Raw genomic sequence first — 26,417 nt, forward strand, 5'->3', positions numbered from 1 at the left:
GGCGTTAAGCGGAGGGATTAACGCAGACCCAACTGGAAGATCAGGGATTCGGCCTCACAGCTAAACACAAAATCGATATCCAGCTGTACGCCGCCGTCAACGTCGGCGAAGACGGGATTAATCTTGCACGGTTCAGATTCCACACTGCGGGCTTTTTCGCTCAGCGCGGCGAGCATTTGCTCTGCTTCCGCACGGTTGGCGAATACGCGGCTGTATGAGGCGGTGCAGTCGGTGTTGTCGACAATGGTCCCAACATCCATACAGCAGCAAACCGGGGTTTCATCAGCGCTACATTTACTCATCGTAGATTTCCTCTGGATATGCACCTGCGGTGCCAGACAATTTATGTGCCTATTTTACGCCCGCTCCCTGGTCTGCCTCCAGCCGATAATCGCCATCGCGGCGTTAAGTGACAGAAATCACACTTAAAAATGATCTAAAACAAAAATCACCTTTTCTCTCTCTCCTTCCCCCCGACAATTTTGCCAGCTGGATCGCGTTTCTGTTATCACAATTGAAAAACTTCATAAACAAACTTGCAACAACTCATCTGGTCAGACCTATACTCAGCGCACTGGTCTGATTTCTCTGTTGTACCGCAGACCCTACACTTCCGCGCTTCTGTTACGGCATGTAACATAGTTTAAAAAAAAATAACTCAATGAGGTTATGGGCATGAGCCAGAAAACCCGCTTTACCCAATCTGCCCTTGCAGTGGCTGTCGCACTTGTTTCCACCCAGGCCTGGTCAGCAGGCTTCCAGCTCAACGAATTCTCTTCATCAGGGCTGGGTCGGGCCTATTCCGGTGAAGGGGCTATCGCAGACGATGCAGGCAATGCCAGTCGTAACCCGGCATTAATTATGATGTTTGACCGTCCGACCATGTCGGCGGGCGCCGTTTTTGTCGACCCGGGCGTCAATGTCTCCGGGACTTCACCCACCGGCAAAAGCCTGAATGCAGACAATATCGCCCCGACGGCGTGGGTACCTAACTTCCACTTTGTCGCGCCGATTAACGATCAGTTTGGTTGGGGGGCGTCCATCACCTCCAACTACGGCCTGGCAACCGAATACAACGATGACTATGCCGCCGGCAGCATGGGCGGGAAAACCGACCTGACCACCGCGAACTTTAACCTGAGCGGCGCCTACCGTCTCGACAGCAACTGGAGCTTCGGCTTAGGCTTTGACGCGGTCTACGCTAAGGCGAAGATCGAGCGCTATGCTGGCGATCTGGGGCAGATTGTCGCTGGCTCGGGCGCGCTGCCGCCGGCGCTGGCGGGCCAGGTAGCGAAGATCCCGGCCGACACGCAGATCGCCCATCTTAACGGCAACGCCTGGGGCTTTGGCTGGAACGCCGGTATCCTCTACGAGCTGGATAAAAATAACCGCTACGGTTTCACCTACCGTTCCGAGGTCAAGATCGACTTCGACGGTAACTACCGCAGCAGCCTGCCGGCAGCCTATAACCAGATCCTCGGCAACTTCGGTCTGCCAGCAGGTACTAATGGCCAAACCACCGACGGTTCACTGACCCTTAACCTGCCGGAAATGTGGGAGCTGTCGGGTTATAACCGCGTAGCGCCGCAGTGGGCGGTCCACTACAGTCTGACCTACACCAGCTGGAGTCAGTTCCAGGAGCTGAAAGCCACCGGCAGCAACGGCCAGACGCTGTTCTATAAAGAGGAAGGCTTTAAGGACGCCTACCGACTTGCGTTGGGGACCACCTATTATTATGACGATAACTGGACCTTCCGCACCGGTATCGCCTTCGATGACAGCCCGGTACCAGCCAACAATCGCTCCATTTCCATTCCGGATCAGGATCGCCTGTGGCTGAGCGCGGGTACCACCTACGCGTTCAACAAGGATGCGTCGGTTGACGTCGGGATTTCCTATATGCACGGGCAGCATGTTGAAATCAAGGAAGGCCCGTATACCTTCCGCTCCGAAGGGACCGCCTGGCTGTACGGCGCCAACTTCAACTACCGCTTCTGATAAGCGGCACACAACAAAAAAGGGTGAACATCATGTTCACCCTTTTTTTTCTTTGCCGATTACTGTGAATCGATATCTTTCAGTTCATCCTGAATGGCCTGGGCGTTCGGATTGTCCGCCGGGGTCAGCTTACCGCCGTTGGCGATAAAGTCATGACGCTGGAAGTAAGCTTCACGCACCATAATGTAAGGATCGGAAGACTGGCGCAGCAGGCCGTCGGAATCCAGCAGCTGAGCACGTGTTTCAATGCCTTCCACCGCCCATTTGCCGATCGACATCGGCCAGGTCAGCCAGGAGAGCACCGGATAGAGGCCATCGGCCATATCGCCGCCTTCGTCGCGCAGGGTAAAGCTGCCGTAGAATGGCAGTTGCACATACGGACCATAGCCGACGCCATAGTGGCCAAGCGTGCTGCCGAAACGATGCGGTTCAACGCGCTGCAGCTGCGGATTAGCCATCCCGGCGACATCGATCAGCCCCCCCATCCCGAGGATGGTGTTCAGGAAGAAGCGGGTAAAGTGGACCATCCCTTTATAGGGGTCGCCCTGCAGGAAGGAGTTCACCATCACCGCCGGCTCTTCCAGGTTGCTGGTGAAGTTACTTAAGCCATTGCGCGCCGGCTGCGGAACATAGTCACGCCATGCCACCGCGACGGGACGAAGCACGTAAGGATCAACCACGTTAAAGTTGAAATTGAACATCGTGCGGTTAAACCCTTCTAACGGGTCTGAGCGCCCCTGCGGCTGATCGCCAGAGCTGGAACTGGCACATCCCACCAGCAATGTGGCGCCAAGCGCAAGCGCCGACAGGCGATAATTCATAGATGTCTCCCTGGTTTTTATGGCTATCGCGAGTTGCCATCCATGACGGAAAGACAACGTTTCCGCCCGTAAAGATGTGAGCGATTGTAACAGCACGTTGAACGATGTCTATATCACCCAAGTTGTTGATTTGATCATAGCCTGGGAATAACGAGATCGCGGGGCTCCTATTCTAGCGGAGCGATAAAAATCTGGCGTAACCATTTTTGCGATTTAAGAGTATCCCCAGCCAGTCGCCAGGGAAAGCCGCTACGCTTTAACTAGATAACTTGTCAGCGAGGGCCGTGAAATGGATGAACCAGACGATAACAAATTAAAGCCTGCGGGTGACGAACGCGAGGTCGAAAGTGAAGAAAAACAGCGCGGTGAAGAGATAGAAGTTGACGAAGATCGCCTTCCCTCTCGGGCGATGGCGATCCATGAACATATTCGCCAGGAAGGGGAAAAAGAGATGGAGCGCGATGCGCTGGCCCTGCTGTGGTCGGCGATTGCGGCCGGTCTGTCGATGGGCGCCTCCCTGCTGGCGAAAGGGATTTTTCACGTCAAGCTGGAGGGGATCCCTGGCGGATTTTTACTCGAGAACCTCGGGTATACCTTCGGCTTTATTATCGTGATTATGGCCCGCCAGCAGCTGTTCACGGAAAACACGGTCACCGCCGTACTGCCGGTGATGCACAATCCCACCCCCGGAAACGTCGGTTTGCTGATGCGGCTATGGTCGGTGGTACTGGCGGGCAATCTCATCGGCACCGCGGTGGCCGCATGGGCCTTCAATTATATGCCTGTTTTTGATGAGCCGACCCGCCAGGCCTTCGTCAGCATCGCCGAAGATGTGATGAAAAACAGCCCGACGGAGATGTTCGCCAATGCGATTATTTCCGGCTGGCTGGTCGCCACCATGGTCTGGATGTTTCCCCTTGCCGGCGCCGCCAAGATCGTGGTGATCATTCTGATGACCTGGCTTATCGCCCTGGCGGATACCACCCATATCGTGGTGGGCTCGGTAGAGATCCTCTATCTGGTATTTAACGGAAGCCTTCCCTGGAGCGACTTCATCTGGCCGTTCGCCCTGCCGACGCTGGCGGGAAATATCTGCGGCGGAACCTTCATCTTCGCGCTGTTGAGCCATGCGCAGATCCGTAACGACATGAGCAACAAGCGAAAAGCAGAAGCCCGCGCGCAGGCCGCCGGAAAAGCCAAAAACGCCGACCGGGCATAAAAAAAGCGCTCAGAATGGCGAGGGTTTAAGCAGTCAGACGGTATGGCACTTACTCAGGCGGGCGAAAAACGCTATACTCGTGCCGCCTTGTCCCCTTAGTTAAATGGATATAACGAGCCCCTCCTAAGGGCTAGTTGCAGGTTCGATTCCTGCAGGGGACACCACGCCCCTCCTGTTTTATGACGGATCCACGGCGATTTTTGATGATTTTTCTGCAGCTCCGGTAGATAGTTCACTCAAGCTAGTACCGACCTGATCATCAATGCCCCTCCCTGTTAACGCACAAAGTGATTTATTTATAGATATAAAACCCGTTGCGCCATTCCTCTTTTTAAAAAGAGGAAAACACCAGTGATCATTTTACAAATAAAATGAAAGACTCACAGGAAAAGAAGAGTTGTAAAACGTAATGATATCGTCAGCAGCAACCGCACGAAAAGCATACTGCTCACTCCTCACCGTCATTCACAATATTGATATTCACGATCATAACAACATAGTTTTCTTACCCTGACAGGTATGACCTAATGAACAGGCCTTCAGCCTCATCAACGCTCCGGACACCGTTGTTTTTTATAGTATCTATACTGGCGCTATTTTGCTTAATTAATTTTACCACAACCTACATTAACACGATAACGACCCCGGCGCCGTTGTTGTTTTACGGCATGACCCTTATTATTCTGATATTTTACTTTTTAATATCAATAACTATCGCTTTAAAATACTTAAGTGATAAACGCTGTCTGTTTCTCATACCAGTAGCCTGTGCCTTTATTGGCTCTGCAATAATGATGATTCTTGCGTTACAAAATTACAGCAAACTGTTTTATTGCAATCTCAACGACTCAATCTCATACAATGAATTTCTGCGATATTACTTTTACCGCAACGCCTTAACACTCACCCAAATCATCACCGCGGCATTAGTATACAGATTTCGTTCTCATCGCCTGCTGGCCTCCCATAATCACATTATTATTACCTTTGCCTGCATAAGCCTTACTTTAGCTATCGTCCTGATTGTTGGATTTTCCTCAACGCACTTGTATGAACCAACGATTCGCTTAGCCAGTAATATAATGGTTTACATGTGGACGCTCCTCTTTTTCACGACGATTGCATTAACCCGCTTCAGAAATATATTCTGGACAGGAATCTATTTTTACTGCTTCGTTTATATCTTAACCTTCTCTTTCTTAACAACCGCAGATGTCGCTAGCGAAAACACATGGTATAAAGCGAGGCTTTTCGAAACGCTGGGCACTCTGATCTTTATTATTATTATTTTCCTTAATGCATTTAAGCTATATCAATTATCCAACAATAAATATGAGAATGCCTATCAGAACTCGATTCGTGATTATCTGACGCAGCTGTACAACCGTCGCTATTTTTACCTTGCGCTGACAAAAAAAATGCAACGGGTCTCTGTGCAAAAACCATTGTCTATCTTGTTATGCGACATCGATCATTTCAAACGCATAAATGACAAATATGGCCACTTTCAGGGAGATCTTGTTATTCAGTATGTAGCCTGGGTTCTTCAGGATCAGGTTCGAAGAGATGATATTGTGGCCAGAACAGGCGGCGAGGAATTTGCACTATTACTGCCTGACGTCGGCCAACAGCAGGCGCAACTCATCGCCGAGCGGATTCGCCAGGCTATTATCTCCCCAGGCGACGTCAGCAGCAGGGTTAAACTCCCCGAGAGCGTCACGATCAGTATCGGCCTTGCCACTACGGAGGATCCTAAAACGGTAGAGACTGAATTACTTAACCGCGCCGACGACGCCCTGTACCAGGCAAAAAAAGCAGGAAGGAATTGTGTGGTTGCCTGGCAGAAGTCCTCCTGTACTCGATAGCCTCGACAATTAACCGACAGCAACACGCTTTCTGCGTACAATATCGCGTGGCCTGGGCGTCAACCTGCCGCCCTGCCGATTCAACACTCTCTGGACAACAAAGGAGCCAGGCGTTGGTATGAAACAGATCACCCTTAGCGATATGCAGCAGCAGAGCGAAGCGGCAACCACTTCCCCGCGCTTACGTGCCCATCGCAATTTTCACCCTGAGCTGAGCGATCCGGTGCAGCGCCTGGCTATCGCTATGGAACCCGGCACCTATATCCGCCCGCACCGGCACCGACATACTTTTGAACTTTTGCTGCCGCTGAAAGGCCGCTTTGTGGTGCTAAATTTTGATGACCATGGCGTGATTACTAACCGGGTGGTGCTGGGTGAAACCTGCACGGCCCTGGAAATGGAGCCCGGCACCTGGCATACGGTGCTCTCACTTGACGCAGGAGGAATGGTATTTGAAGTCAAACAAGGCGCTTATCAACCGCTTGCTGAAATCGACACCATGGACTGGGCGCCAGCCGAAGGTCAGCCGGGTACCGCAGAGATGATGGCCTGGTATGCCATCGCGCAGCCGGGGGATCGCTATCCCTCTGTCAGCCGATAAGCATGGCCGCCGCAAACGGATGCCGAGAGCGTTCGTTTGCGTTATCCCTGTCGTCATGGCATTTATCTCGAGAGCCGCGTACTCCTCATGCTGCGTTCACCCTCGTCGGAGTCATTAATAAAAATAACAAAAAAGTGTTGTATTCAGGCGCTAAGCAAACTATTTTTCTCGAGCGAAATAAATGATAGGATAACGCAGTCAAGTTAATATCTGACGTAACAATAAGAATAATCAACTTATCGATATAATATTCTCTACGTGAATGCGTTTCATTAATCAGGTCAGGGAGTCCAGGCAATAAAACGTGGCTGTTAGATGATTACGCCCAATACTAACCGCTATTTTTTAGCAACAAAAAAAACTTATGAATATAACAGAACGGAATATCTGGAAATTAAATAATTTACCGCCAATGGAGTATTGCTCTCTCCCCCGGGCGCAAAAATTATTAAACTGCGAAATTGAAGACATTCTTCACTGGCATGATATCGGCGCGATCAATCTATGCCTGAAGCTTAACCCGACGCGGGGAACCTTAAAACTCGCCGTCCTTTCTCATCAGGAAAAAGAAGTAACCAGCACATTTAATCCACTCAATTCATCGGAGACGGTGGAAACCTTCTGGTCGCCACACTCTCATATCCATAGCATTCTGCGGCTTGATGGCGATATTCCCGTCATGGAAACCCTGCGCGGGAATACCGTCACGCAGTTCAACGTCAAGGTCACTGCGTCAGGACTCTGGCATCCGCACAGCCGGAATTTAATGGCGTTACTGGAGGCGCCTGACGATATTCATCATGAAAACAGGCTCAGCATGATGCTGCCTGAGAAACCGTTTGTATATTGTCACTTCATTCCGCAGGAGGCAGAAAACCCCACCCTGTCATTGAACCGGCTCTATATTACCAGTCAGGCAATTGAGAAAATATTTGCCCATAGCATTAGCGCCCGACCGATGGATGTCACAAAAAATCCGCTACGGCAACAAACCGGTTATATCCATCAGGAATTAACCTCCCTTCCGCAAAGTGAGGTACTGCTGGAATTTATCCACGATCTAATTCAGTCCCATACTTTATTTAATGTGAAATTGCAGAAGATGGCTGAGCCAGACAAGACCCAGCTCTTTCATCACGTGCTGGAAAGGCTTAAGGAGGAAGTCATGCTGAGAGAGGATGTCCTGCCCAATGAGGCCGACTTCAGCAGCGCAACCCACCGTTAGTCCAGGCTCGCCGCCGAGCGACGCAGGCCGTCAGGCAGGAGGCAGGCGGTTTTCCTGCTCAAGCGTTAGCGCAATCTCCCGCGCCAGGGCGATAAATTCGCGTGCCGCGGCGCTCTGCCATGCATCCCTGCGCTGTAGCAAACAGGCCGTTCGCTGCAGCAGCGCAGGTTCGAGCTCAATAGCCACTACATCATCAAACTGCCCGGCGATCGCCGCCGGCAGCAGTGTCGCAAGGGACGTGCGCCGAATGACCGACAGAACGGCGCCGATAGAGTTGGCCTCCATCCGCACGTCAGGTTCGAGCCGATGACGACGGCAATAACGATCGATCTGCTCCCGGGTGGCAAACTCGCTGCTCAGTAAAATCAGCGGCTGCGCGTCGAGCGCCTGCAGCCGGAGGGCGTTCTCTCTGGCCAGAGGATGACTGCGGCTCACCACCAACGCGAGGGTTTCCGTCAGCAGCGGATGAACGACAATATCCCGGGAGCGGCTTTCGTCAAAGGCAATGCCGACATCCAGTTCATCCTGCAGCAACATCGTTTCCATGCGCTCCTGGTTCATCTCCTGAATCAGCAATTTCACTCCGGGGTAGCGTCGATAGTAGTTTTCCACCAGCGGTCCCAGCATATAGGTGGTGAAGGTCGGCGTCATGGCAATGCGGAGTTTGCCACGCTGCAGATCCTCAGCGTCATGCAGAGCGCGCCGCCCTTCCTCAAGATCGCGTAACGCCCGGCGGGCATACTCCAGCCAGACCTCTCCGGCATCGGTTAACCGGGTATAACGGCCAGAACGATCGAAAAGCTGAACCTCCAGCATGGCTTCAAGCTGGCGGATCTGCTGTGACAGCGCAGGCTGGGAGACGTGCAGCGCCGCGGCGGCGCGAGTAAAGCCACGGTGTTCTGCCACGGCGATAAAGTAGGAAAGATGGCGCAGGAGCATCCGCTTACCTATAAGTAATTCAACTAGGGTTAATCATAAATAAGTCTTTTAACTTATGAAACAAGTTACGTACCCTCTACGCACGACCCGTTGCCTTTTTTTCCCTGAACAGCATCTTATGCAGGAGTGACTATGTCCGCTCACGATCGCTATCTCCAGCGCGCCCTAACGCTGGCAAACCACAACATCAGCCACGGCGGTCGTCCCTTTGGCGCCGTGCTGGTGCGCCATGACGAGGTTGTCGCCGAAGCCGTCAATACCTTTCATCTAAGCGGCGACCCAACGGCGCATGCCGAACTGAATGCCGTTCGCGATATTGCCGCCAGGCTGGGGAGCGAGGTTCTGCGCGAGTGCGTTATCTACGCCAGCGGACAACCTTGTCCGATGTGTCTTAGCGCCCTCTATTTAACCGGCGTGCGGGAAGTGTTTTTCGCCAACAGCAATCAGGACGGAGAACCTTTCCAGCTATCTACCGCCGCGATTTATCAGCAGTTGCAGCAGCCGCCGGCGCAGCAGACGTTGCCGATCCATCATCGCCCGCAGCCGGAGGGGCTGGCAGTTTATCAGCGGTGGGCGGAACAGCAGCCATGAAAGCCGTGTTGCGACAGAATCTGACGCTGGGGATCCTGGTGCTGATCGGCATAAATATGCGACCGCTGCTCACCTCCATCGGCCCTTTACTTCCGGAGATCCGTGCCGCCAGCGGGATGAGCTATACCCTGGCCGCGCTACTGACCGCCCTGCCGGTGATAGCGATGGGCGTGCTGGCGCTGGCCGCCGGTTCGGTCGATCGTTATGTCGGTCAAAACCGTAGCATTGCGCTAAGTCTGCTGATTATCGCGGCGGGCGCCCTGCTGCGGGAAATCGCTCCGAATAGCGGCCTACTGCTCACCAGCGCCCTGGCCGGAGGCGTTGGCATCGGCATAATCCAGGCTGCCATCCCGGCGGTAATTAAGCGCTTGTTCGCCCGCCGGACGCCGCTGGTGATGGGGCTATGGTCAGCGGCGCTAATGGGCGGTGGCGGGTTAGGCGCTGCGTTTACGCCATGGCTGGCGTCGCATAGCACAGCATGGCGGGATGCGCTGGCCTGGTGGGCGCTCCCCGCCCTCCTCGCCCTGTTCAGCTGGCTGGCGATTTGTCGGCACCTGCCCCGCGCCCCGCATCAGACCAGCGCCGCGCCCCGGGTGGCGATTATTGGCCAGCGCCGCGCCTGGACGCTGGGACTCTATTTCGGACTGATCAACGCCGGCTACGCCAGTCTAATCGCCTGGCTGCCGCCCTACTATATGCAGCTTGGCGACAGCGCCCAGTACAGCGGCTCGCTGCTGGCGCTGCTGACGGTTGGGCAAACCGCGGGCGCGCTGCTGCTGCCGGCGCTGGCTCGCCAGGATGACCGGCGCCAGCTTCTGCTGCTTGCTCTGGCGCTACAGCTGATTGGGTTCTGCGGCTTCATCTGGCTGCCGCAGCACTTCCCAGCGCTTTGGGCCCTCGCCTGCGGCGTGGGTCTGGGCGGCGCGTTTCCCCTGTGCCTGGTGCTGGCCCTCGATCACGCCGGGCAACCGACGGTGGCCGGCCGGCTGGTAGCCTTTATGCAAGGTATCGGATTTATCATCGCCGGCCTGTCGCCCTGGCTTTCCGGCCTGCTGCGTAGCCTGAGCGGGAACTACACCCTTGACTGGTCCTGGCATGCGCTTTGTGTCCTGTTACTCATGGCGCTCACGCTGCGCTTTATCCCAGCGCACTACCCGGCCGAGTGGCGACAGCGCGCCTCTGATCTGCATTAAACCGGCGGCGCGTGGCAACCTGAATGCCGCGCGCCAAGCCTGACTAGCCCCGCTAATCTCACTAACGAGAAACCCGTTTTGGTAGCGTCGCTGGCGCTAAATTTATTACCGGGCGAAATTAATGTGTCGCCGAATCACGACACTCGTAAGTAACTAAAAATTAATAAAAAAATGCCCCTTGTTTCCCTGATTTTTTAGGCGTACATTAGCGCCATCTGGAGCACTAAACGCACAGAATTGCGAGCTGCCGCAGGGTGAGATTTCACCGGCGACAGCCCTTGAAAAACAGAACAATTAATTCATTTGAACGTCGTATAAGCGCGTGGAGTGATGAGTCGTGAAATACTTCTTTATGGGTCTCTCTTTTATGGTCATCGTTTGGGCCGGTACTTTTGCCCTGATGATCTAGACTGCAGCGGTGTCAAAAAAACGGGAGCCCACAGGCTCCCGTTTTTGTTATAGCGTATTCGCCGAAGCGCTAGCTCGCAGCGGGCAGTAAGCCATCAGCGCGGAACATCGCCTTGATGCCGCGGATCGCCTGACGCGTCCGGTCCCGGTTCTCGATCAGCGCGAAGCGGACATGGGTATCGCCATAATCGCCAAAGCCAATCCCCGGAGAGACGCAAACCTTAGCTTCGTTAAGCAGCTTTTTCGCAAACTCCAGCGAGCCCATGTCGGCATAAGGTTCCGGAATTTTCGCCCAGACGTACATGGACGCCTTCGGACACTCAACCATCCAGCCGGCCTCGTGGAGCCCTTTCACCAGCACATCGCGGCGGCGCTTATACTGTTCCGCGATATCCCGCACGCATTGCTGATCGCCCTCCAGGGCCGCTATCGCCGCCACCTGCAGCGGCGTAAACGTGCCGTAGTCATGGTAGCTTTTGATGCGGGCGAGCGCGTTCACCAGGGTCTTATTGCCGACCATAAAGCCAATTCGCCAGCCGGCCATGTTATAGCTTTTCGACAGGGTAAAGAACTCGACGGCGACATCGCGCGCGCCGGGCACCTGCATAATGGAGGGCGCTTTCCAGCCGTCATACACGATATCGGCATAGGCCAGATCGTGGACGACCAGGATGTCATACTGCTTCGCCAGGGCGACAACCTTTTCAAAGAAATCCAGCTCGACGCACTGCGCGGTCGGATTCGAGGGAAAGCCAAGGATCATCATCTTCGGCTTCGGATAGCTCTCGCGGATGGCGCGTTCCAGTTCGTTAAAGAAATCCACCCCTTCCACCAACGGCACCGAGCGCACCTGCGCCCCGGCAATCACCGCGCCGTAGATATGGATCGGATAGCTGGGGTTCGGCACCAGCACGGTGTCGCCATGATCCAGCGTCGCCAGCATCAGGTGCGCCAGCCCCTCTTTCGAACCAATGGTGACAATCGCTTCCGATTCCGGATCGATATCGACGTTATAGCGTTCTTCATACCAGCGCGAAATAGCGCGACGCAGGCGTGGGATCCCCCGCGAGGTAGAGTAACCATGGGTGTCAGGCCGCTGCGCGACGGTGCAGAGTTTTTCCACGATATGCGGCGGCGTCGCGCCATCGGGATTGCCCATACTGAAATCGATAATATCTTCGCCGCGCCGGCGCGCAGCCATTTTCAGTTCGGCAGTAATATTAAAAACGTACGGGGGGAGACGATCGATACGCGTAAAACGGCGTTCAGGACTGGATTCAGCCATAGGTTCCTCTGATTAACGTTAGCGCCCGGACCGTCCGAGCGACGCTGCCGCTGTTGCGGCTCGTTTAGAAAATAACCTGAAAAAAAACACGTTGTCGAGTGCCCTGACGAAAAATAATCACTGGCGTTAAAAACGGGTATCGTCTGCGCTAAATACGGCAGTACGCCGCGGGATGAATACCGTTTTGTATGCAAGTGGTAACATATTGATATCTTTTCTATCACGGGTATTTATCGTTTCCTCTGGCGTCTAGCGGTTTGTCGCCTTGCCATGTTTCAATCCCCTTTTAAAGGTGTGCCTTTTCCTCATTATTTTTCTGCGGCTGGTCTTCTGTCGTCAGGTTTTTTATCATGTCCTTTTCTGGCCACTGACGCGGCGCACCCATGCACGAAATCTTTACTATGATGCTGGCGGTCTATGATCGTGCGGCCCTGATGCTTATTTGCCTGTTTTTCCTTATTCGCCTGCGCCTGTTCCGCGAACTGCTGCATAAATCAGCGCATACGCCGAAAGAGCTGCTGGCTGTCACCGCCATCTTCTCGCTGTTCGCGCTCTTCAGTACCTGGTCCGGTGTGCCGGTGGAAGGATCGCTGGTAAACGTGCGCATCATCGCCGTGATGTCCGGCGGGATCCTGTTTGGCCCATGGGTGGGAGCCATTGTCGGGGTGATTGCCGGTGTGCACCGCTATCTGATTGATATTGACGGCGTGACCGCTGTACCCTGCTTTATCACCAGCATCATCGCCGGTCTGCTGTCGGGGTTGATTAACCGCAAGGTGGCCCGCGATCAACGCTGGAAAATCGGCATTCTGGCCGGCATGGTCTGCGAGACCCTGACCATGATCCTGGTGATAGTCTGGGCGCCCTCTCTGAGCCTCGGCCTGGATATCGTCTCGAAAATTGGTATCCCGATGATCCTCGGCAGCGTCTGCATCGGTTTTATCGTGCTGCTGGTGCAGAGCGTGGAAGGGGAAAAGGAGGCCAGCGCCGCGCGGCAGGCGAAACTGGCGCTCGACATTGCCAACAAAACCCTGCCGCTGTTCCGTCAGGTCAACAGCGATTCTCTGCGCCAGGTTTGCGACATCATCCGCCGCGACATTACCGCCGACGCGGTGGCAATCACCAATACGGAACACGTGCTGGCCTACGTGGGCGTCGGTGAAGCCAACTATCAACACCATGACGATGTCATCAGCCCCACCACCCGACAGGCCATTCGTTATGGAAAGATCATTATAAAAAACAATGACGAAGCCCACCGCACGCCGGAGATCCACTCCTTAATGGTCATCCCGCTGTGGGAAAAGGGGGTGGTCACCGGCACGCTAAAAATCTATTACTGCCACGCCCATCGCATCACCTCGACGCTGCAGGAGATGGCGATAGGCCTGTCACAAATCATCTCCACCCAGCTGGAGGTTTCCCGCGCCGAACAGCTGCGGGAGATGGCCAACAAAGCGGAGCTGCGCGCTCTGCAAAGCAAGATTAACCCGCACTTTTTATTCAATGCCCTGAACGCGATCTCCTCCTCGATTCGCCTTAATCCGGACACCGCGCGCCAGCTCATTTTTAATCTGTCGCGCTATCTGCGCTATAACATCGAATTAAAAGACGATGAGCAGATCGATATCAAACGAGAGCTGTATCAGATCAAAGATTACATCGCCATTGAACAGGCCCGATTCGGCGACAAACTGACGGTCATCTATGATATTGACGACGACGTCAGCTGCGTGATCCCGAGCCTGCTTATCCAGCCCCTGGTGGAAAATGCCATTGTGCACGGCATTCAGCCATGTAAAGGGAAAGGGGTGGTGACGATCGGCATCAATGAGTGCGGCAATCGGGTTCGCATCAGCGTTCGCGACACCGGCAACGGCATCGATCCCGCCGTGGTCGCCCGCGTGGAAGCCGATGAAATGCCAGGTAACAAAATCGGCCTGCTCAACGTTCATCATCGGGTGAAACTGCTCTACGGCGAGGGGCTGCATATCCGCACCCTGACGCCAGGAACGGAAATCGCCTTTTATGTCCCCAATCACTCTACGCCGCAGGCGCTGACGGAGTCTCTGTTGTCATGAGCGGAGAAAAGATGAAAGTTATCATTGTGGAGGATGAGTTTCTGGCCCAACAGGAGCTCTCCTGGCTTATCAACACCCACAGCCAGATGGAGATCGTCGGCAGCTTTGACGACGGTCTGGACGTGCTGAAATTTCTCCAGCACAACAAGGTCGACGCCATCTTTCTCGATATCAATATTCCGTCGCTGGACGGCGTTCTGCTGGCGCAAAACATCAGCCAGTTCGCCCATAAGCCTTTTATCGTTTTTATCACCGCGTGGAAAGAACACGCCGTGGAAGCCTTTGAGCTGGAGGCGTTTGACTACATCCTCAAGCCCTACCAGGAGTCGCGCATCATCAATATGCTGCAGAAGCTGACCGCCGCCTGGCAGCAGCAAAATAACGCCGCCTCCGGGCTAGCCAGCGCGGCGCCTCGGGAAAACGACACCATCAATCTGATAAAAGATGAGCGGATCATCGTCACCAGTATCCATGATATCTATTATGCAGAGGCGCACGAGAAGATGACCTTCGTCTACACTCGCCGGGAGTCTTTCGTCATGCCGATGAACATTACCGAATTCTGCAGCAAACTGCCCACCGCACATTTCTTTCGCTGTCACCGCTCGTACTGTGTGAATCTCAGCAAAATTCGTGAAATTGAGCCATGGTTTAACAATACCTACGTGCTACGTCTGCGCGACCTGGAGTTTCAGGTTCCGGTCAGTCGCAGTAAAGTGAAAGAGTTTCGCCAGCTGATGAATCTGTAGACGACGGGGAGCCCCGCCTTGCCGGGCTACGGCGGTAGCCCGGGAGGAATGCGCTTACAGCACCTGACCCAGCGTCTGACGCAGATGCGCGCCGGAGCCCAGCAGGCCTGGGTTGTCATGCACGATCAGGTAAACCGGGATATCCTGGACATAGGCTTTAAATCGGCCTTTGTCCTCAAAACCGCCGCGGAAGCCGGAGGCTTTAAAGAACTCCAGGAAGCGCGGCACGATGCCGCCGGCGATATACACGCCGCCAAACGTCCCCAGGGTCAGCGCCAGGTTTCCACCGAAGCGCCCCATAATGACGCAGAACAGCGACAGCGCCCGGCGACAGTCGGTGCAGCTATCCGCCAGCGCCCGCTCGGTGACCTCACGCGGCTGCAGGTTCTCCGGCAGTCGACCATCCGATTTGACTATCGCGCGATAGAGGTTGACCAGACCAGGCCCCGAGAGCACGCGTTCTGCGGAGACGTGCCCCAGTTCAGCGCGAAGCTCTTCCAGAATAATGCCCTCTTCTTCACTGTTCGGCGCAAAATCGACATGGCCGCCTTCGCCAGGCAGGCTGACCCAGCGCTTATCAACGTGCACCAGATGGGCTACGCCCAGCCCGGTTCCGGCGCCATAAACGGCGATCGGTTTGCCGGCTACCGGCGCGCTGCCGCCGAACTGAATCAGGTGCTCAGCTTTCAGCATCGGGATGGCCATTGAAACGGCGGTGAAATCGTTAATAATCTCCAGGTGCGCAAAGCCAAGGTTGCGCTTCATCTCGGCGATGGAGAAGGCCCAGGTATGGTTGGTCATCGCCACCCAGTCGCCGGTGATCGGGCAAGCGATGGCGATACAGCCTTCGCTGACCGTCACCTGATGCTCCTCGAGATAGACGCGCACCACCGCCTCCAGACTGGGGTAATCGAGCCCGGAATAGGTCTTTGCACGAGAGATCTCTCCGCTCGCCAGATCACACAGCGCCAGGCGGGCGTTGGTCCCCCCGACATCTCCTACTAAAGCAAATTTTGTCATTCCGTTACGGCTCCGCTAAAGTCAAAATAAATCTTTTGGCACACTGTAAATTCATGGCGGCTTAACAACAACGTCCAACTCGCGGACGCCCCTTGTTTAGCGACACAGGTCACATTTAGTTTGTAATCAATGCAAAGTAGCCTATTAACGAGGCCACGGGTATCAGACGCCGCCTTAACTTTATCGTTTCAGCACCATTTGCATCGACGATCCCCGTCGACAAAGGCAAAGTAGTGCTCCTGAACTTTAACAAGGACATTTTCATGCTCCATCCTCGCGCCAGAACAATGCTGATCCTGTCGGTGCCAGCTATCCTGATTGGCATCGCCTCCAGTTTGATCCTGATCGGCGCGATGAAAGTTGCCGCGTTGCTGCAGCGCTTCCTGTGGAGCAATCTGCCTGTGCAGTTTGGGGTGAGCGCCGACAACCCGCTGTGGATCATCGCCATTCTCACGGCGACGGGGATCGCGGTGGGCCTGGTCGTCCGTTACAGCCCGGGGCACGCCGGGCCGGACCCGGCGACCGAGTCGTTAATCGGCGCGCCTATTGCCACCGGCGCGCTGCCCGGGCTGCTGGCGGCGCTGATCCTTGGCCTCGCCGGCGGCGTCAGCCTGGGCCCGGAGCATCCAATTATGGTGGTGAATATTGCGCTGGCCGTCGCCGTCGGCTCCCGACTGTTGCCCCGGGTCAGCTCTCTGGACTGGACCATTCTCGCGGCCTCAGGCACCATCGGCGCCCTCTTCGGCACCCCGGTGGCCGCCGCGCTGATTTTTTCGCAAACCCTGAACAGCAGCAACGAGTCGCCGCTGTGGGATCGTCTGTTTGCCCCGATGCTTGCCGCCGCCGCGGGCGCGCTGACGACCGGGCTGTTTTTCCACCCCCACTTCACGCTGCCGATCGCGCACTATAGCCAGATGCACTTCGTCGATATCGTCAGCGGCATGATCGTCGCCCTGATCGCTATCGCTGTCGGTATGGTCGCCGTCTGGTGTCTGCCGCGCCTGCACACGCTGATGCATCGCCTGAAAAACCCAATCCTGACGCTGGGCCTCGGCGGCTTGCTGTTAGGGATCCTTGGAACCATTGGCGGACATTTAACGCTGTTTAAGGGGCTGGATGAGATGCAGCAGTTGGCCTTCAGCCAGACGCTGACCGCCTCGGATTATCTGCTCATTGCGCTGGTCAAACTGGCTGCGCTGGTTCTCGCCTCGGCCTGCGGCTTTCGCGGCGGGCGGATTTTCCCCGCGGTCTTCGTCGGCGTGGCGCTGGGGCTGATGCTGCATGCCCACGTGGACGCCGTGCCGGCGGCAATTACCGTCTCCTGCGCGATCCTCGGCATGGTGCTGGTCGTCACCCGCGACGGCTGGCTGAGCCTGTTTATGGCCGCTGTGGTGGTTCCGGACACCACGCTGCTGCCGCTGCTGTGCATTGTGATGCTCCCGGCATGGCTGCTGCTGGCCGGGAGGCCCTTAATGATTGCCAGACACCATACCGACTAAACGCGGCTGTTTCGTTCCTCCAGCGCCTGCGTCACCGCGCGCAGGAAATCGGGGATATCCATTTTCGGTAGCATCACTTCCACCAGGGTGAGAGTATCGGAGGTGATACTCTCCGCCATCGCCTCCCGTAGCTCAGCAGTGTGCGTAACCCGCCAGCAGCGCGAGGCAACGTCCGGGGCGAAGGCTTCCGGCAGGCGCTGCCAGTCCCACAGGGCAATATCATTGTAGCGCTGCTCAGGGCCATGAATCGCCCGCTCCACGGTATACCCTTCGTTATTCAGCAGCAGAATAAGCGGCTTTTGCTTATCGCGCAGCATAGAGCCCATCTCCTGAATCGTGAGTTGGGCAGCGCCATCGCCGACGATCAGCACCACCCGCCGCTCTGCCGCCGCGGTTTGCGCGCCATAGGCGGCCGGGAGGGTAAAACCAATCGATCCCCACAGCGGCTGGACGATCAGCGATGCCTCAGAGGGGAGCTTAAGCGCCGCGATGCCAAATGCCGCCGTCCCCTGATCGGCGAGGATAATATCGCCGGGGCGCAGCGCATCCTGCACTGTCGACCAGAAATTCTTCTGGGTTAACTCGCCTTCGCCCTCCTCTTCCACTTCCGGCGCCACGACCTGAGGCGCCGTCCACTCCGCCGCCAGCGGGGCGGAAAGCGTCATTAATGCAGCCAGGGCTTGATCCATCGGCACGCCGCTGAACCAGTGGTCGCCCACCCTGACCGCGAAAGGCTGGATCTCTATCGTCTTCTCCCGCGCCAGATGCTGGGTGAATCCTGCGGTGATAGTGTCGGTGAAGCGCGTCCCAATGCAGATGATGGTGTCGGCGTTTTCGATAGCCTCCCGGGTCTGCGGCGCGCTGGCGATGCCGCTGTAGGTGCCGACAAAACCTCTCTGCTGCTCATCGAACAGCCCCTTGCCCATGAGCATGGTGGCGTGGGCGACGGGGGTTTTCGCTACCCACTCCCGGAGCGTGTTCTGCAGGCCATAGCGTTGCGCGAGGAAGTCCGCCAGCAGGGAAATGCGTCGACTGCCCCTCAGCAGGCGGCTGGCATGTTCGCAGAATCCGGCGAGCTGGTTTTGATCCGCCGGAGCGGCCTCCACCAGCAAGCGCTGCGCTGGGGCAATCGCTGCCGCTCTGGCGACATCGGCCGGCAACATCAGATAGCCGGGTCGATGATGCGTCAGCATATCGCGCAGAACACGGTCGATTTCATGGCAGGCGTTGCCAGCGGTCAGCAGCGCCTGGCTACAGGTGATCTGCTCGCTCATTCGCGCAAAATGGCGGAAATCGCCGTCACCCAGGGTGTGATGCAGCAGTTCGCCGCGCTGCTGAGCGCCAGTGGAGGGCGCACCGACGATATGTAATACCGGAATATGCTCCGCATAGCTTCCCGCCACGCCGTTCAGGGCACTTAGTTCGCCGACGCCGTAGGTTGTCAGTAACGCGCCGGCCCCCTTAATGCGTGCATAACCGTCAGCAGCATAGGCCGCATTCAGCTCGTTGGCGCAGCCGACCCACCCCAAGGCGCTGTGCGCGATGACGCGATCGAGAAACTGTAAGTTGTAATCTCCTGGTACGCCGAACAAGCGGTCAATACCGCAGTCAACAAGGCGATCCAGCAGATAATCCCCAATAGTGTAGGTCGGTTGCATGTCCATTATCCTCATTTTGGTGCAGGTGTAATTTGAGTATTGAATAAGCGATCCGCCTGTCCAGAAGGGGGACGATAAAGCCGGTGTAAAGCAATAGTTACGCCTAAAAAGCGGTGTACTCCACGCAAAACATTGATTAGTGTAAACGTATACACACCTTGTTTTATCTGCGGAGGAAGAATGGTTTACCAGGCAAGCACCACGCGATATCAAACGATGGCCTATCGTCGCTGCGGGAGCAGCGGCCTTCAGCTCCCGGCAATTTCTCTCGGTCTGTGGCATAACTTTGGCGATGAAACGCGGGTGGAAACCAGCCGGCAGATGCTCCTGCACGCGTTTGATCTCGGCATTACCCATTTCGACCTGGCCAATAATTATGGGCCGCCGCCGGGCTCGGCGGAGAGCAATTTTGGCCGCATCCTTAAAGAGGCCCTCCTGCCCTATCGCGATGAGTTGATCATCTCCACCAAAGCGGGTTACACCATGTGGGAGGGCCCTTACGGCGACTGGGGTTCACGCAAATACCTGGTGGCCAGTCTGAACCAGAGCCTGCGGCGCATGGGGCTGGAGTATGTCGATATTTTTTATCATCACCGCCCGGACCCGGAGACACCGCTGACGGAAACGATGCGCGCGCTCGATCATCTTGTCCGCCAGGGTAAAGCGTTGTACGTCGGCCTCTCTAACTATCCGCTCGCCCAGGCGCGAGAAGCGGTGAAAATCCTTAACGACCTCGGCACCCCCTGCGTCATTCACCAGCCTCGCTACTCCATGTTTGAACGCGGTGTGGAAGAGGGATTACTGGATTTTTTGCAGACCGAAGGGGTGGGAAGTATAGCGTTTTCACCGCTGGCCGGCGGCCAGCTGACCGACCGCTATCTTAACGGCATTCCGGCAGACTCACGCGCCGCCAGCAGCAGTCGTTTTCTGCAGCCGGAGCAACTGACCCGCGCCAAATTAGAAAAAATTCGTCAGCTGAATACGCTGGCGGAAGCCCGCGGGCAGAAGCTGTCGCAGATGGCGCTGGCCTGGGTGCTGCGCGAGGAGAAAGTCACCTCCGTGCTGATCGGCGCCAGCAAAACCGCCCAGCTGGATGATGCGGTAGGGATGCTGAAAAACCGTCATTTCAGCGCCGGGGAGTGCGCGGCGATTGATGCCATCCTGGCGCTGTAAAGTAAATGTTACTTTAGCAAAAAGTGCTCTTTTCTGCGCTTTCGGAGTTCGTCCGATGCGACGGGTCTTTACCGGCCCGTAATATCAGGTTAACAGGCCGCTTACGGCCCCGATCGTGAAGGAGAAGAGTATGTTCAGGTCACTGATTCTGGCAGCAGTACTGCTGGCCGCAGCGCCACTAGTCGCTAACGCTGGTGAAATCACCCTGCTGCCATCAGTAAAATTACAAATAGGCGATCGTGACAATTACGGTAACTACTGGGACGGTGGCGGCTGGCGCGACCGTGATTACTGGCGTCGTCACTATGAATGGCGTGATAACCGTTGGCATCGTCATGACAACGGCTGGCACCGCGGCTGGGACAAAGGCAGAGATAAAGCCTGGGAGCGCGGCTATCGCGCGGGCTGGAGCGACCGCGACGACCATCGCGGCGGCTGGGGACGTGGTCCCGGCGGACGCGGTCACGGTCATGGACATGGCCATCACTAACAGACGAAAAGGGGAGCCCATCGGCTCCCCTTTGCTTTATTCCGCAGCAGGAAGTCATCAATCCACCCCGAGCAGCGATCCCACAATTAACCAGCCGTTCAGGCTCACCACAATGGCGACTATCGCCCAGCCGATGCCTCTCACCCAACGGGTATTCACCAGGTCTCCCATTAGCTTTGCATTGCTGGTAAATATCAGCAGCGGCACCAGGGCAAGCGCAATACCAAAGCTGAGCAACACCTGACTCATCACCAGAATACGCGTTGGATCCAGTCCCAGCAGAATGACGACAAACGACGGCAGCATGGTGACCGCCCGGCGAAACCACAGCGGAATATGAAAGCGGATGAAGCCCTGCATGACCACCTGGCCTGCGAGAGTCCCCACCACCGTCGAGGATAAACCTGCAGCGACCAGGCTGAGGCCAAAGATAGTCGCCGCCGCGTGGCTCAGCAGTGGCTCAAGCGTTCTGTAAGCCTGATCGAGATCGGCGACGCCGGTATGGCCGTTGAAGTGGAATGCCGCCGCGGCGGTCGCCATCATCGCCAGGTTAACGAACCCCGCAATGGTCATGGCGATCGCCACATCCCAGCGGGTCGCGTTATAGCGTTCTTTTCGCGTCCCGCCGTGCAGATGCTGGGTAAGCGAGGAGTGTAAGTAGATCACGTGCGGCATAATAGTGGCCCCCAGCACCCCGGCGGCTAAGAATACCGCCTCGCCGTTGGGCAGCGTAGGGATCGCCAGCCCTTTGGTCAGGGGAGCCAGCGCGGGCTGGGAAAAGATCAATTCAACGACATAGGCGACGGCAACAAACAGCAGCAAGCCGCCAATCACCTTCTCCAGCGGTTTTTGCCCGCGCCGCTGCAGCATCAGGATCAGGAAAGTCGCCACCCCGGTCAGCACCGCCCCTTGCAGAAGCGATACACCCAGCACCAGCTTAAAGCCAATCGCAGCGCCGATAAATTCGGCCAGATCGGTGGCCATGGCGATGATTTCCGCCTGTACCCAGTAAAACCACACGACCGGGCGCGGGTAATGGTCGCGGATCTGCTCGGCCAGGTTTTTACCGGTGGCAATGCCCAGTTTGGCAGAGAGCACCTGGATCAGCATCGCCATCAGGTTGGCCCATACTACGACCCACAGCAGCTGATAGCCAAAGCTGGCGCCAGCCTGAATATTCGTGGCGAAATTACCCGGATCGATATAGCCAATGGCAGCGACGAAAGCGGGCCCCATTAAGGCGAGCTTCACCTTGCGCGCGGCGCGACTACTGCTATTCTCAACGCGACTGCTAGTCATCTTCTGCCTCTGGAAATATAGCCTTTGCTATGTTTCATGCTATCAAAATGCGAATGATTATCAAGTTCATTTAGAATGGAGATAATAATTGCTGTGATAGGAGGGAACAATTGCTGGCCGGATATGGAAAAGGGCGTCAGAAAACCCGATCGCGCCAAATATTAAGAGTAGTACAAGAATGCAACTTTTAAAACCTTTACGTAACATAACAAAAGTGGATGTTTGATCACTATTTTTGCCATTGGTCACAGTTCCTTGCAATAGTGTGCAATTGATCTCGTTTTCTTTAAAGCCGTTGCATAGAATGTGCACGGAAATTTAACCTGCCTCATATTTGGAGCAACTATGGACCGCGTCTTGCATTTTGTCCTCGCGATCGTTGTGGTGGCTATACTGGCCCTGTTGGTCAGTCATGACCGTAAAAAGATCCGTATTCGTTATGTTGTTCAACTGCTTGTCATTGAAGTCCTGCTGGCCTGGTTCTTCCTGAACTCCGATATTGGTCTGGGTTTTGTGAAAGGCTTCTCCGAGATGTTTGAAAAACTTCTCGGCTTTGCCAACGAAGGGACAAACTTCGTGTTCGGCAGCATGAACGACAAAGGTCTGGCCTTCTTCTTCCTTAAGGTTCTGTGCCCTATCGTCTTCATTTCCGCTTTGATCGGTATTTTGCAGCATATTCGCATCCTGCCGATTGTTATCCGCGCCATCGGTACCGTGCTGTCGAAAATCAACGGCATGGGCAAACTGGAGTCCTTCAACGCCGTAAGCTCGCTGATCCTCGGCCAGTCGGAAAACTTTATTGCCTATAAAGATATTCTCGGCAAAATGTCGCGCAACCGTATGTACACCATGGCAGCGACCGCGATGTCCACCGTATCGATGTCCATCGTCGGCGCGTATATGACCATGCTGCAGCCGAAGTACGTCGTCGCGGCGCTGGTGCTCAACATGTTCAGCACCTTTATCGTGCTGTCGTTGATTAACCCGTACCGCGTGGAAGAGAGTGAAGAAAATCTGCAGATGTCGAATCTGCACGAAGGTCAAAGCTTCTTCGAGATGCTGGGCGAATACATTCTGGCGGGCTTTAAAGTCGCGATTATCGTGGCGGCGATGCTGATCGGCTTCATCGCGCTGATCTCCGCGCTGAACGCCCTGTTCGCCACCGTGACCGGCTGGTTCGGCTACAGCATCTCCTTCCAGGGGATCCTTGGCTATATCTTCTACCCGGTCGCCTGGGTGATGGGTGTGCCGGCAAGCGAAGCGCTGCAGGTGGGTAGTATTATGGCCACCAAGCTGGTCTCCAATGAATTCGTCGCCATGATGGATCTGCAGAAAATCGCCTCGACGCTCTCCCCGCGTGCGGAAGGCATTATCTCTATCTTCCTGGTCTCCTTCGCCAACTTCTCGTCTATCGGCATCATCGCCGGGGCGATTAAAGGTCTGAACGAAGAGCAGGGCAACGTGGTTTCACGCTTCGGTCTGAAGCTGGTTTACGGCTCCACGCTGGTCAGCGTACTGTCTGCTTCTATTGCGGCTCTGGTTCTGTAACAGGCGCCAGTCCTCTGAGCCGGGCAATGCCCGGCTTTTTTTTACCCGTCATTTGCCCAGCGGCTGGGGCTTGCCCACCAGGTAGCCCTGCAGATAATTCACCCCCAGCTCCAGCAAGCGCGCTTTTTGCGGTTCGCTTTCGACATATTCCGCCACCACGCTCATCTGTTTCGCCCGCGCCATCTCGACAATCGATTTCACCATAATGGCGTCCAGCGGGTCAGTGAGGATGTCGCGAACGAAGCAGCCGTCAATCTTGATGATATCGGCCTGCAGATGCTTCAGCCGTTCATAGTTCGCATACCCGGTGCCAAAGTCATCAATGGCGATGGCGCAGCCAAACGCGCGCAGCGCTTCAAGATTTTGCTGGCTGATGTCGGCATTGGAAAAGGCCTGCTCTTCAGTGACTTCAATAGTGATAAGGCCTGGTGAGACCGCATAGCGTTGAAACAGCGCGATAATCTGCGCGGCGCTGTCCTTTTGCATTAGAGTTGCAGGCAGCAGATTGACCGAGAATCGCTGGCCAGGGTGCTGATGAAGCACGCTGAACAAGGTCTCCAGCACCAGCATGTCGAAACGTTGGCTGAGGTTAAACTGCACAATCAACGGGATAAACTGATCGGGCATAATGACGCTATCGCCACAGCGCATGCGGGTGAGGATCTCATGATATCCCTCCCCTTCCCTGTTATGAATCGGCTGCGCATAGAGCATCAGCGCCCGCTCTTTAAGCACCTGCTTGACGCGCATGAGGAGGCGCACCTGCTCGGTGGTTTGATCCACCACCAGCTCCTGCTCCTCATCCAGGGCCAGCACCCGACGTTCGCTACCCGCCTGTTCGGAAAGCCAGCTTAGCTGACCCAGCATCTGGTGAAGTCCCTCGCGCTGACCGTCGTCGCGGCCCCAGGCCGCGCCAAACTCCAGATCCAGCGGCTGATTGTGCCAGCTGAATTTTTTGTGATTGAGAACCGCGACCATATGATGCAAACGGGACGAAGGCTCCGGTCCGTCAAGCACGAGGATCAGTTCGCTGCCCGGCACCTGGAAAACTTTATCCGTCGCCCCCAGCAGCGGTTGCAACGCCCGAATAATCTGCCGTTTACAGTCCACCCCCATCATCAGGCCATAATGCCTGCTGAGAAAGTCGAGATTATGAATACGCAGGCTGCAGATAACCTGCTGCGGACAGCTCTGTAAATGGCTCTCCAGCGCGCGCAGGTTAGGCAAGCCAGTCAGCGGATCTTCTTCCGCCTGACTACGCCAGCGGCGTTTATTGCGGTCGCTACGGGCATAGGTGTCTGCCATATAAAACAAACAGATAGTAAAGGAGATCAGCACTGAGAGCACAAAGGATAATGAATACTCGCTTTGGACGCCCTGGAGAAAGTTTTTGTTATACACCACCAGTAAAAAAGCCGAGACCGACCATGAAATACGCAGCAGCGCATGACCAATTCGGCTAATCCCGATAAAGTAGACGATAAAAATCACCGGAACTAAATAACCGGCAATAAATTCAGACTGATACGGCGCACACAATAGCGTTAATATCACCGCCAGCGCAATAAACCAATATAGCGTAAAGGAACGATATTTTGCTGCCAGCCACGGTAAACATTCCTGCCGCCAGAAACGTCGGGCGTAGCGTGGATTGATAATCATCCGCATTGGATAATATAAAAAAGTGGTGAAAATTAATGCCGCGCTGATTAAACTTTGAATATCTATTACGGTATAAATCAATGGCATACTGCCAAAATAGCTGGTAATAGATAAGGGAAAAGCAAAATATTGCCCGGCAAGGTACATGGTGAGTTTCAGCAGCACCGGCGCGAAGAAGCCGCCCCAGAAGATCCGCGCTCCCATATGTTTTGCCGTCGGGCCACAGCGCCAGCGCTTACCCACCATCAGTCTTAGAATAGCGCAGGAGAAGAACACCGCAAACAGCTGACAAAAGAGTAAGATAAGCGCCTGCGGTAGCGTTAATTTAATAAGAAAGCAATTGGTGATGGCAAATGCGAGGATTAATGGCGCAATCGCATAGCGGCCAAAGATAAAAATAACAGAAAACATCACGCTAATGGGCAGCCAGGCAATATAAATAAGATTGCCATCAATAACCGTTTGCGGTGAAATAAAACGAGCCAGCGGAATAGCGACTAAACAGACGATAAAGGCCAACAGAGTTTTTTTGATATTAATGTTAATTTTATCAACCATTATTGTTAATTAAAACTCCGGCAACCTCATTACGTTTAATGGGGGAAATGTTATGTTGCTTATTTAGGGCAGGCAAGGTGATTTATCAGGAAAAAGTCTGAAATTACTTTCGATTTTAATTGCTGGAGATTAACTGACTTAAGCAGAAAATGCTTTACATGAAAATAGATAAAAACAAAAACCCCCGCCGAAGCGAGGGTTCTGAATTTTGGTGGAGCTAAGCGGGATCGAACCGCTGACCTCTTGCATGCCATGCAAGCGCTCTCCCAGCTGAGCTATAGCCCCACAGGACCTCTTTACGAACCAAATCCGCTGGGTGCAGAATTTGGTGGAGCTAAGCGGGATCGAACCGCTGACCTCTTGCATGCCATGCAAGCGCTCTCCCAGCTGAGCTATAGCCCCGTAACGTAAAGCGTGTCGTGTTGACGGGCGGCATAATATGAATTCCTCGCTCAGGTGTCAACGGCAAAATTATCCTTCTCGATTCAATCGCTGAAAAAGCAGGCAACCTGCTGACATTGCGAGCCTTATCGCA

Annotated in this window: 22 protein-coding genes and 3 tRNA genes; 15 read left to right on the forward strand and 10 right to left on the reverse strand. The window is 55.0% G+C overall.

The features are described from left to right. Positions 1-17 precede the first annotated feature (17 nt). Positions 18-302, reverse strand: a complete 285-nt coding sequence (locus tag MKS11_RS14745; RefSeq protein ID WP_004201797.1) for a YfcZ/YiiS family protein — start codon at positions 300-302, stop codon at positions 18-20. Between the two features lie 373 nt (positions 303-675). On the opposite strand from MKS11_RS14745, the gene fadL reads away from it, so the two are divergent. Beyond that, on the forward strand, positions 676-1,998 hold the full coding sequence (gene fadL / locus MKS11_RS14750) for a long-chain fatty acid transporter FadL (protein WP_023318794.1): 1,323 nt from the start codon (positions 676-678) through the stop codon (positions 1,996-1,998). A 59-nt stretch (positions 1,999-2,057) separates the two neighbouring features. Here the strand turns inward: fadL and mlaA are convergent, their stop codons facing one another. Next, complete coding sequence (gene mlaA, locus MKS11_RS14755) at positions 2,058-2,819, reverse strand: phospholipid-binding lipoprotein MlaA (RefSeq protein ID WP_004201799.1); 762 nt, start codon at positions 2,817-2,819, stop codon at positions 2,058-2,060. A gap of 289 nt (positions 2,820-3,108) precedes the next feature. Here mlaA and MKS11_RS14760 point away from each other — a divergent pair, with 289 nt between their 5' ends. The 5 genes from MKS11_RS14760 (at position 3,109) to MKS11_RS14780 (ending at position 7,729) form a co-directional block, all read left to right on the forward strand. Continuing rightward, positions 3,109-4,038: a formate/nitrite transporter family protein gene (locus tag MKS11_RS14760; RefSeq protein WP_048295258.1), complete on the forward strand. Its 930-nt coding sequence runs from the start codon at positions 3,109-3,111 to the stop codon at positions 4,036-4,038. Between the two features lie 89 nt (positions 4,039-4,127). After that, positions 4,128-4,202: transfer RNA gene (locus MKS11_RS14765), tRNA-Arg, on the forward strand. Between the two features lie 363 nt (positions 4,203-4,565). Further along, positions 4,566-5,903 (forward strand): sensor domain-containing diguanylate cyclase, encoded by a 1,338-nt coding sequence (locus tag MKS11_RS14770; RefSeq protein ID WP_087771670.1) that lies wholly within the window; start codon positions 4,566-4,568, stop codon positions 5,901-5,903. Between the two features lie 118 nt (positions 5,904-6,021). Then, the gene (locus MKS11_RS14775) at positions 6,022-6,504 is read left to right on the forward strand and encodes a WbuC family cupin fold metalloprotein (protein ID WP_023318837.1); all 483 of its coding nucleotides are present in this window, start codon (positions 6,022-6,024) and stop codon (positions 6,502-6,504) included. 364 nt (positions 6,505-6,868) lie between these two features. After that, positions 6,869-7,729, forward strand: a complete 861-nt coding sequence (locus MKS11_RS14780; protein ID WP_065802946.1) for a hypothetical protein — start codon at positions 6,869-6,871, stop codon at positions 7,727-7,729. A gap of 30 nt (positions 7,730-7,759) precedes the next feature. Here MKS11_RS14780 and cynR read toward each other — a convergent pair whose 3' ends face one another. Then, positions 7,760-8,668 (reverse strand): transcriptional regulator CynR, encoded by a 909-nt coding sequence (gene cynR, locus MKS11_RS14785; protein WP_048295260.1) that lies wholly within the window; start codon positions 8,666-8,668, stop codon positions 7,760-7,762. Positions 8,669-8,800: 132 nt separating this feature from the next. Between cynR and MKS11_RS14790 the strand changes: the two genes are divergently transcribed. The 3 genes from MKS11_RS14790 to ypdK all read left to right on the forward strand — a co-directional run bounded on the left by MKS11_RS14790 (position 8,801) and on the right by ypdK (position 10,861). Further along, complete coding sequence (locus MKS11_RS14790; protein WP_284109611.1) at positions 8,801-9,259, forward strand: nucleoside deaminase; 459 nt, start codon at positions 8,801-8,803, stop codon at positions 9,257-9,259. Then, positions 9,256-10,452: a CynX/NimT family MFS transporter gene (locus MKS11_RS14795; protein ID WP_004202032.1), complete on the forward strand. Its 1,197-nt coding sequence runs from the start codon at positions 9,256-9,258 to the stop codon at positions 10,450-10,452. The genes MKS11_RS14790 and MKS11_RS14795 overlap by 4 nt, the downstream gene beginning before the upstream one ends. Positions 10,453-10,789: 337 nt before the next feature. Beyond that, the gene (gene ypdK, locus MKS11_RS14800) at positions 10,790-10,861 is read left to right on the forward strand and encodes a membrane protein YpdK (RefSeq protein ID WP_099119320.1); all 72 of its coding nucleotides are present in this window, start codon (positions 10,790-10,792) and stop codon (positions 10,859-10,861) included. Between the two features lie 69 nt (positions 10,862-10,930). Here ypdK and alaC read toward each other — a convergent pair whose 3' ends face one another. Next, positions 10,931-12,145, reverse strand: coding sequence for an alanine transaminase (gene alaC, locus MKS11_RS14805; protein ID WP_004202031.1), 1,215 nt, complete (start codon positions 12,143-12,145; stop codon positions 10,931-10,933). 383 nt (positions 12,146-12,528) lie between these two features. Here alaC and MKS11_RS14810 point away from each other — a divergent pair, with 383 nt between their 5' ends. Beyond that, entirely contained in the window at positions 12,529-14,226 is a 1,698-nt protein-coding gene (locus MKS11_RS14810) for a sensor histidine kinase (protein ID WP_017899496.1), read from the forward strand. 11 nt (positions 14,227-14,237) lie between these two features. Beyond that, positions 14,238-14,975 carry a LytTR family DNA-binding domain-containing protein gene (locus MKS11_RS14815; RefSeq protein WP_004202028.1) on the forward strand — a complete coding sequence of 246 codons (738 nt, stop codon included), beginning with the start codon at positions 14,238-14,240 and terminating at the stop codon, positions 14,973-14,975. Between the two features lie 54 nt (positions 14,976-15,029). Here MKS11_RS14815 and glk read toward each other — a convergent pair whose 3' ends face one another. After that, a complete protein-coding gene (glk, locus tag MKS11_RS14820; protein ID WP_004202027.1) occupies positions 15,030-15,995 on the reverse strand; it encodes a glucokinase in 966 nt (321 codons plus the stop codon). 263 nt (positions 15,996-16,258) lie between these two features. Between glk and MKS11_RS14825 the strand changes: the two genes are divergently transcribed. After that, positions 16,259-17,494 (forward strand): ion channel protein, encoded by a 1,236-nt coding sequence (locus MKS11_RS14825; RefSeq protein WP_284109612.1) that lies wholly within the window; start codon positions 16,259-16,261, stop codon positions 17,492-17,494. On the opposite strand, the gene MKS11_RS14830 is transcribed toward MKS11_RS14825, so the two are convergent. After that, positions 17,491-19,152, reverse strand: a complete 1,662-nt coding sequence (locus MKS11_RS14830) for an alpha-keto acid decarboxylase family protein (protein WP_064183433.1) — start codon at positions 19,150-19,152, stop codon at positions 17,491-17,493. The two genes, MKS11_RS14825 and MKS11_RS14830, sit on opposite strands and share 4 nt — an antisense overlap. A gap of 180 nt (positions 19,153-19,332) precedes the next feature. On the opposite strand from MKS11_RS14830, the gene MKS11_RS14835 reads away from it, so the two are divergent. Next, positions 19,333-20,325 carry an aldo/keto reductase gene (locus tag MKS11_RS14835; protein WP_065878302.1) on the forward strand — a complete coding sequence of 331 codons (993 nt, stop codon included), beginning with the start codon at positions 19,333-19,335 and terminating at the stop codon, positions 20,323-20,325. A 130-nt stretch (positions 20,326-20,455) separates the two neighbouring features. Continuing rightward, positions 20,456-20,815 carry a DUF2502 domain-containing protein gene (locus MKS11_RS14840; protein WP_004202022.1) on the forward strand — a complete coding sequence of 120 codons (360 nt, stop codon included), beginning with the start codon at positions 20,456-20,458 and terminating at the stop codon, positions 20,813-20,815. A 57-nt stretch (positions 20,816-20,872) separates the two neighbouring features. Here MKS11_RS14840 and MKS11_RS14845 read toward each other — a convergent pair whose 3' ends face one another. Next, complete coding sequence (locus MKS11_RS14845; protein ID WP_004202021.1) at positions 20,873-22,114, reverse strand: Nramp family divalent metal transporter; 1,242 nt, start codon at positions 22,112-22,114, stop codon at positions 20,873-20,875. A gap of 345 nt (positions 22,115-22,459) precedes the next feature. On the opposite strand from MKS11_RS14845, the gene nupC reads away from it, so the two are divergent. Next, complete coding sequence (gene nupC / locus MKS11_RS14850) at positions 22,460-23,662, forward strand: nucleoside permease NupC (protein WP_012540950.1); 1,203 nt, start codon at positions 22,460-22,462, stop codon at positions 23,660-23,662. A gap of 48 nt (positions 23,663-23,710) precedes the next feature. On the opposite strand, the gene MKS11_RS14855 is transcribed toward nupC, so the two are convergent. The 3 genes from MKS11_RS14855 to MKS11_RS14865 all read right to left on the reverse strand — a co-directional run bounded on the left by MKS11_RS14855 (position 23,711) and on the right by MKS11_RS14865 (position 26,284). Further along, a complete protein-coding gene (locus tag MKS11_RS14855; RefSeq protein ID WP_049093300.1) occupies positions 23,711-25,882 on the reverse strand; it encodes an EAL domain-containing protein in 2,172 nt (723 codons plus the stop codon). A 209-nt stretch (positions 25,883-26,091) separates the two neighbouring features. Beyond that, positions 26,092-26,167 (reverse strand) — tRNA-Ala (locus MKS11_RS14860). 41 nt (positions 26,168-26,208) lie between these two features. Beyond that, a tRNA-Ala gene (locus MKS11_RS14865) sits at positions 26,209-26,284 on the reverse strand. Between the last annotated feature and the right edge of the window lie 133 nt (positions 26,285-26,417).

Origin of the sequence: Klebsiella sp. K5-45 (genome assembly GCF_030128605.1) — a bacterium.
GTDB classification, from domain to species: domain Bacteria; phylum Pseudomonadota; class Gammaproteobacteria; order Enterobacterales; family Enterobacteriaceae; genus Klebsiella; species Klebsiella quasipneumoniae.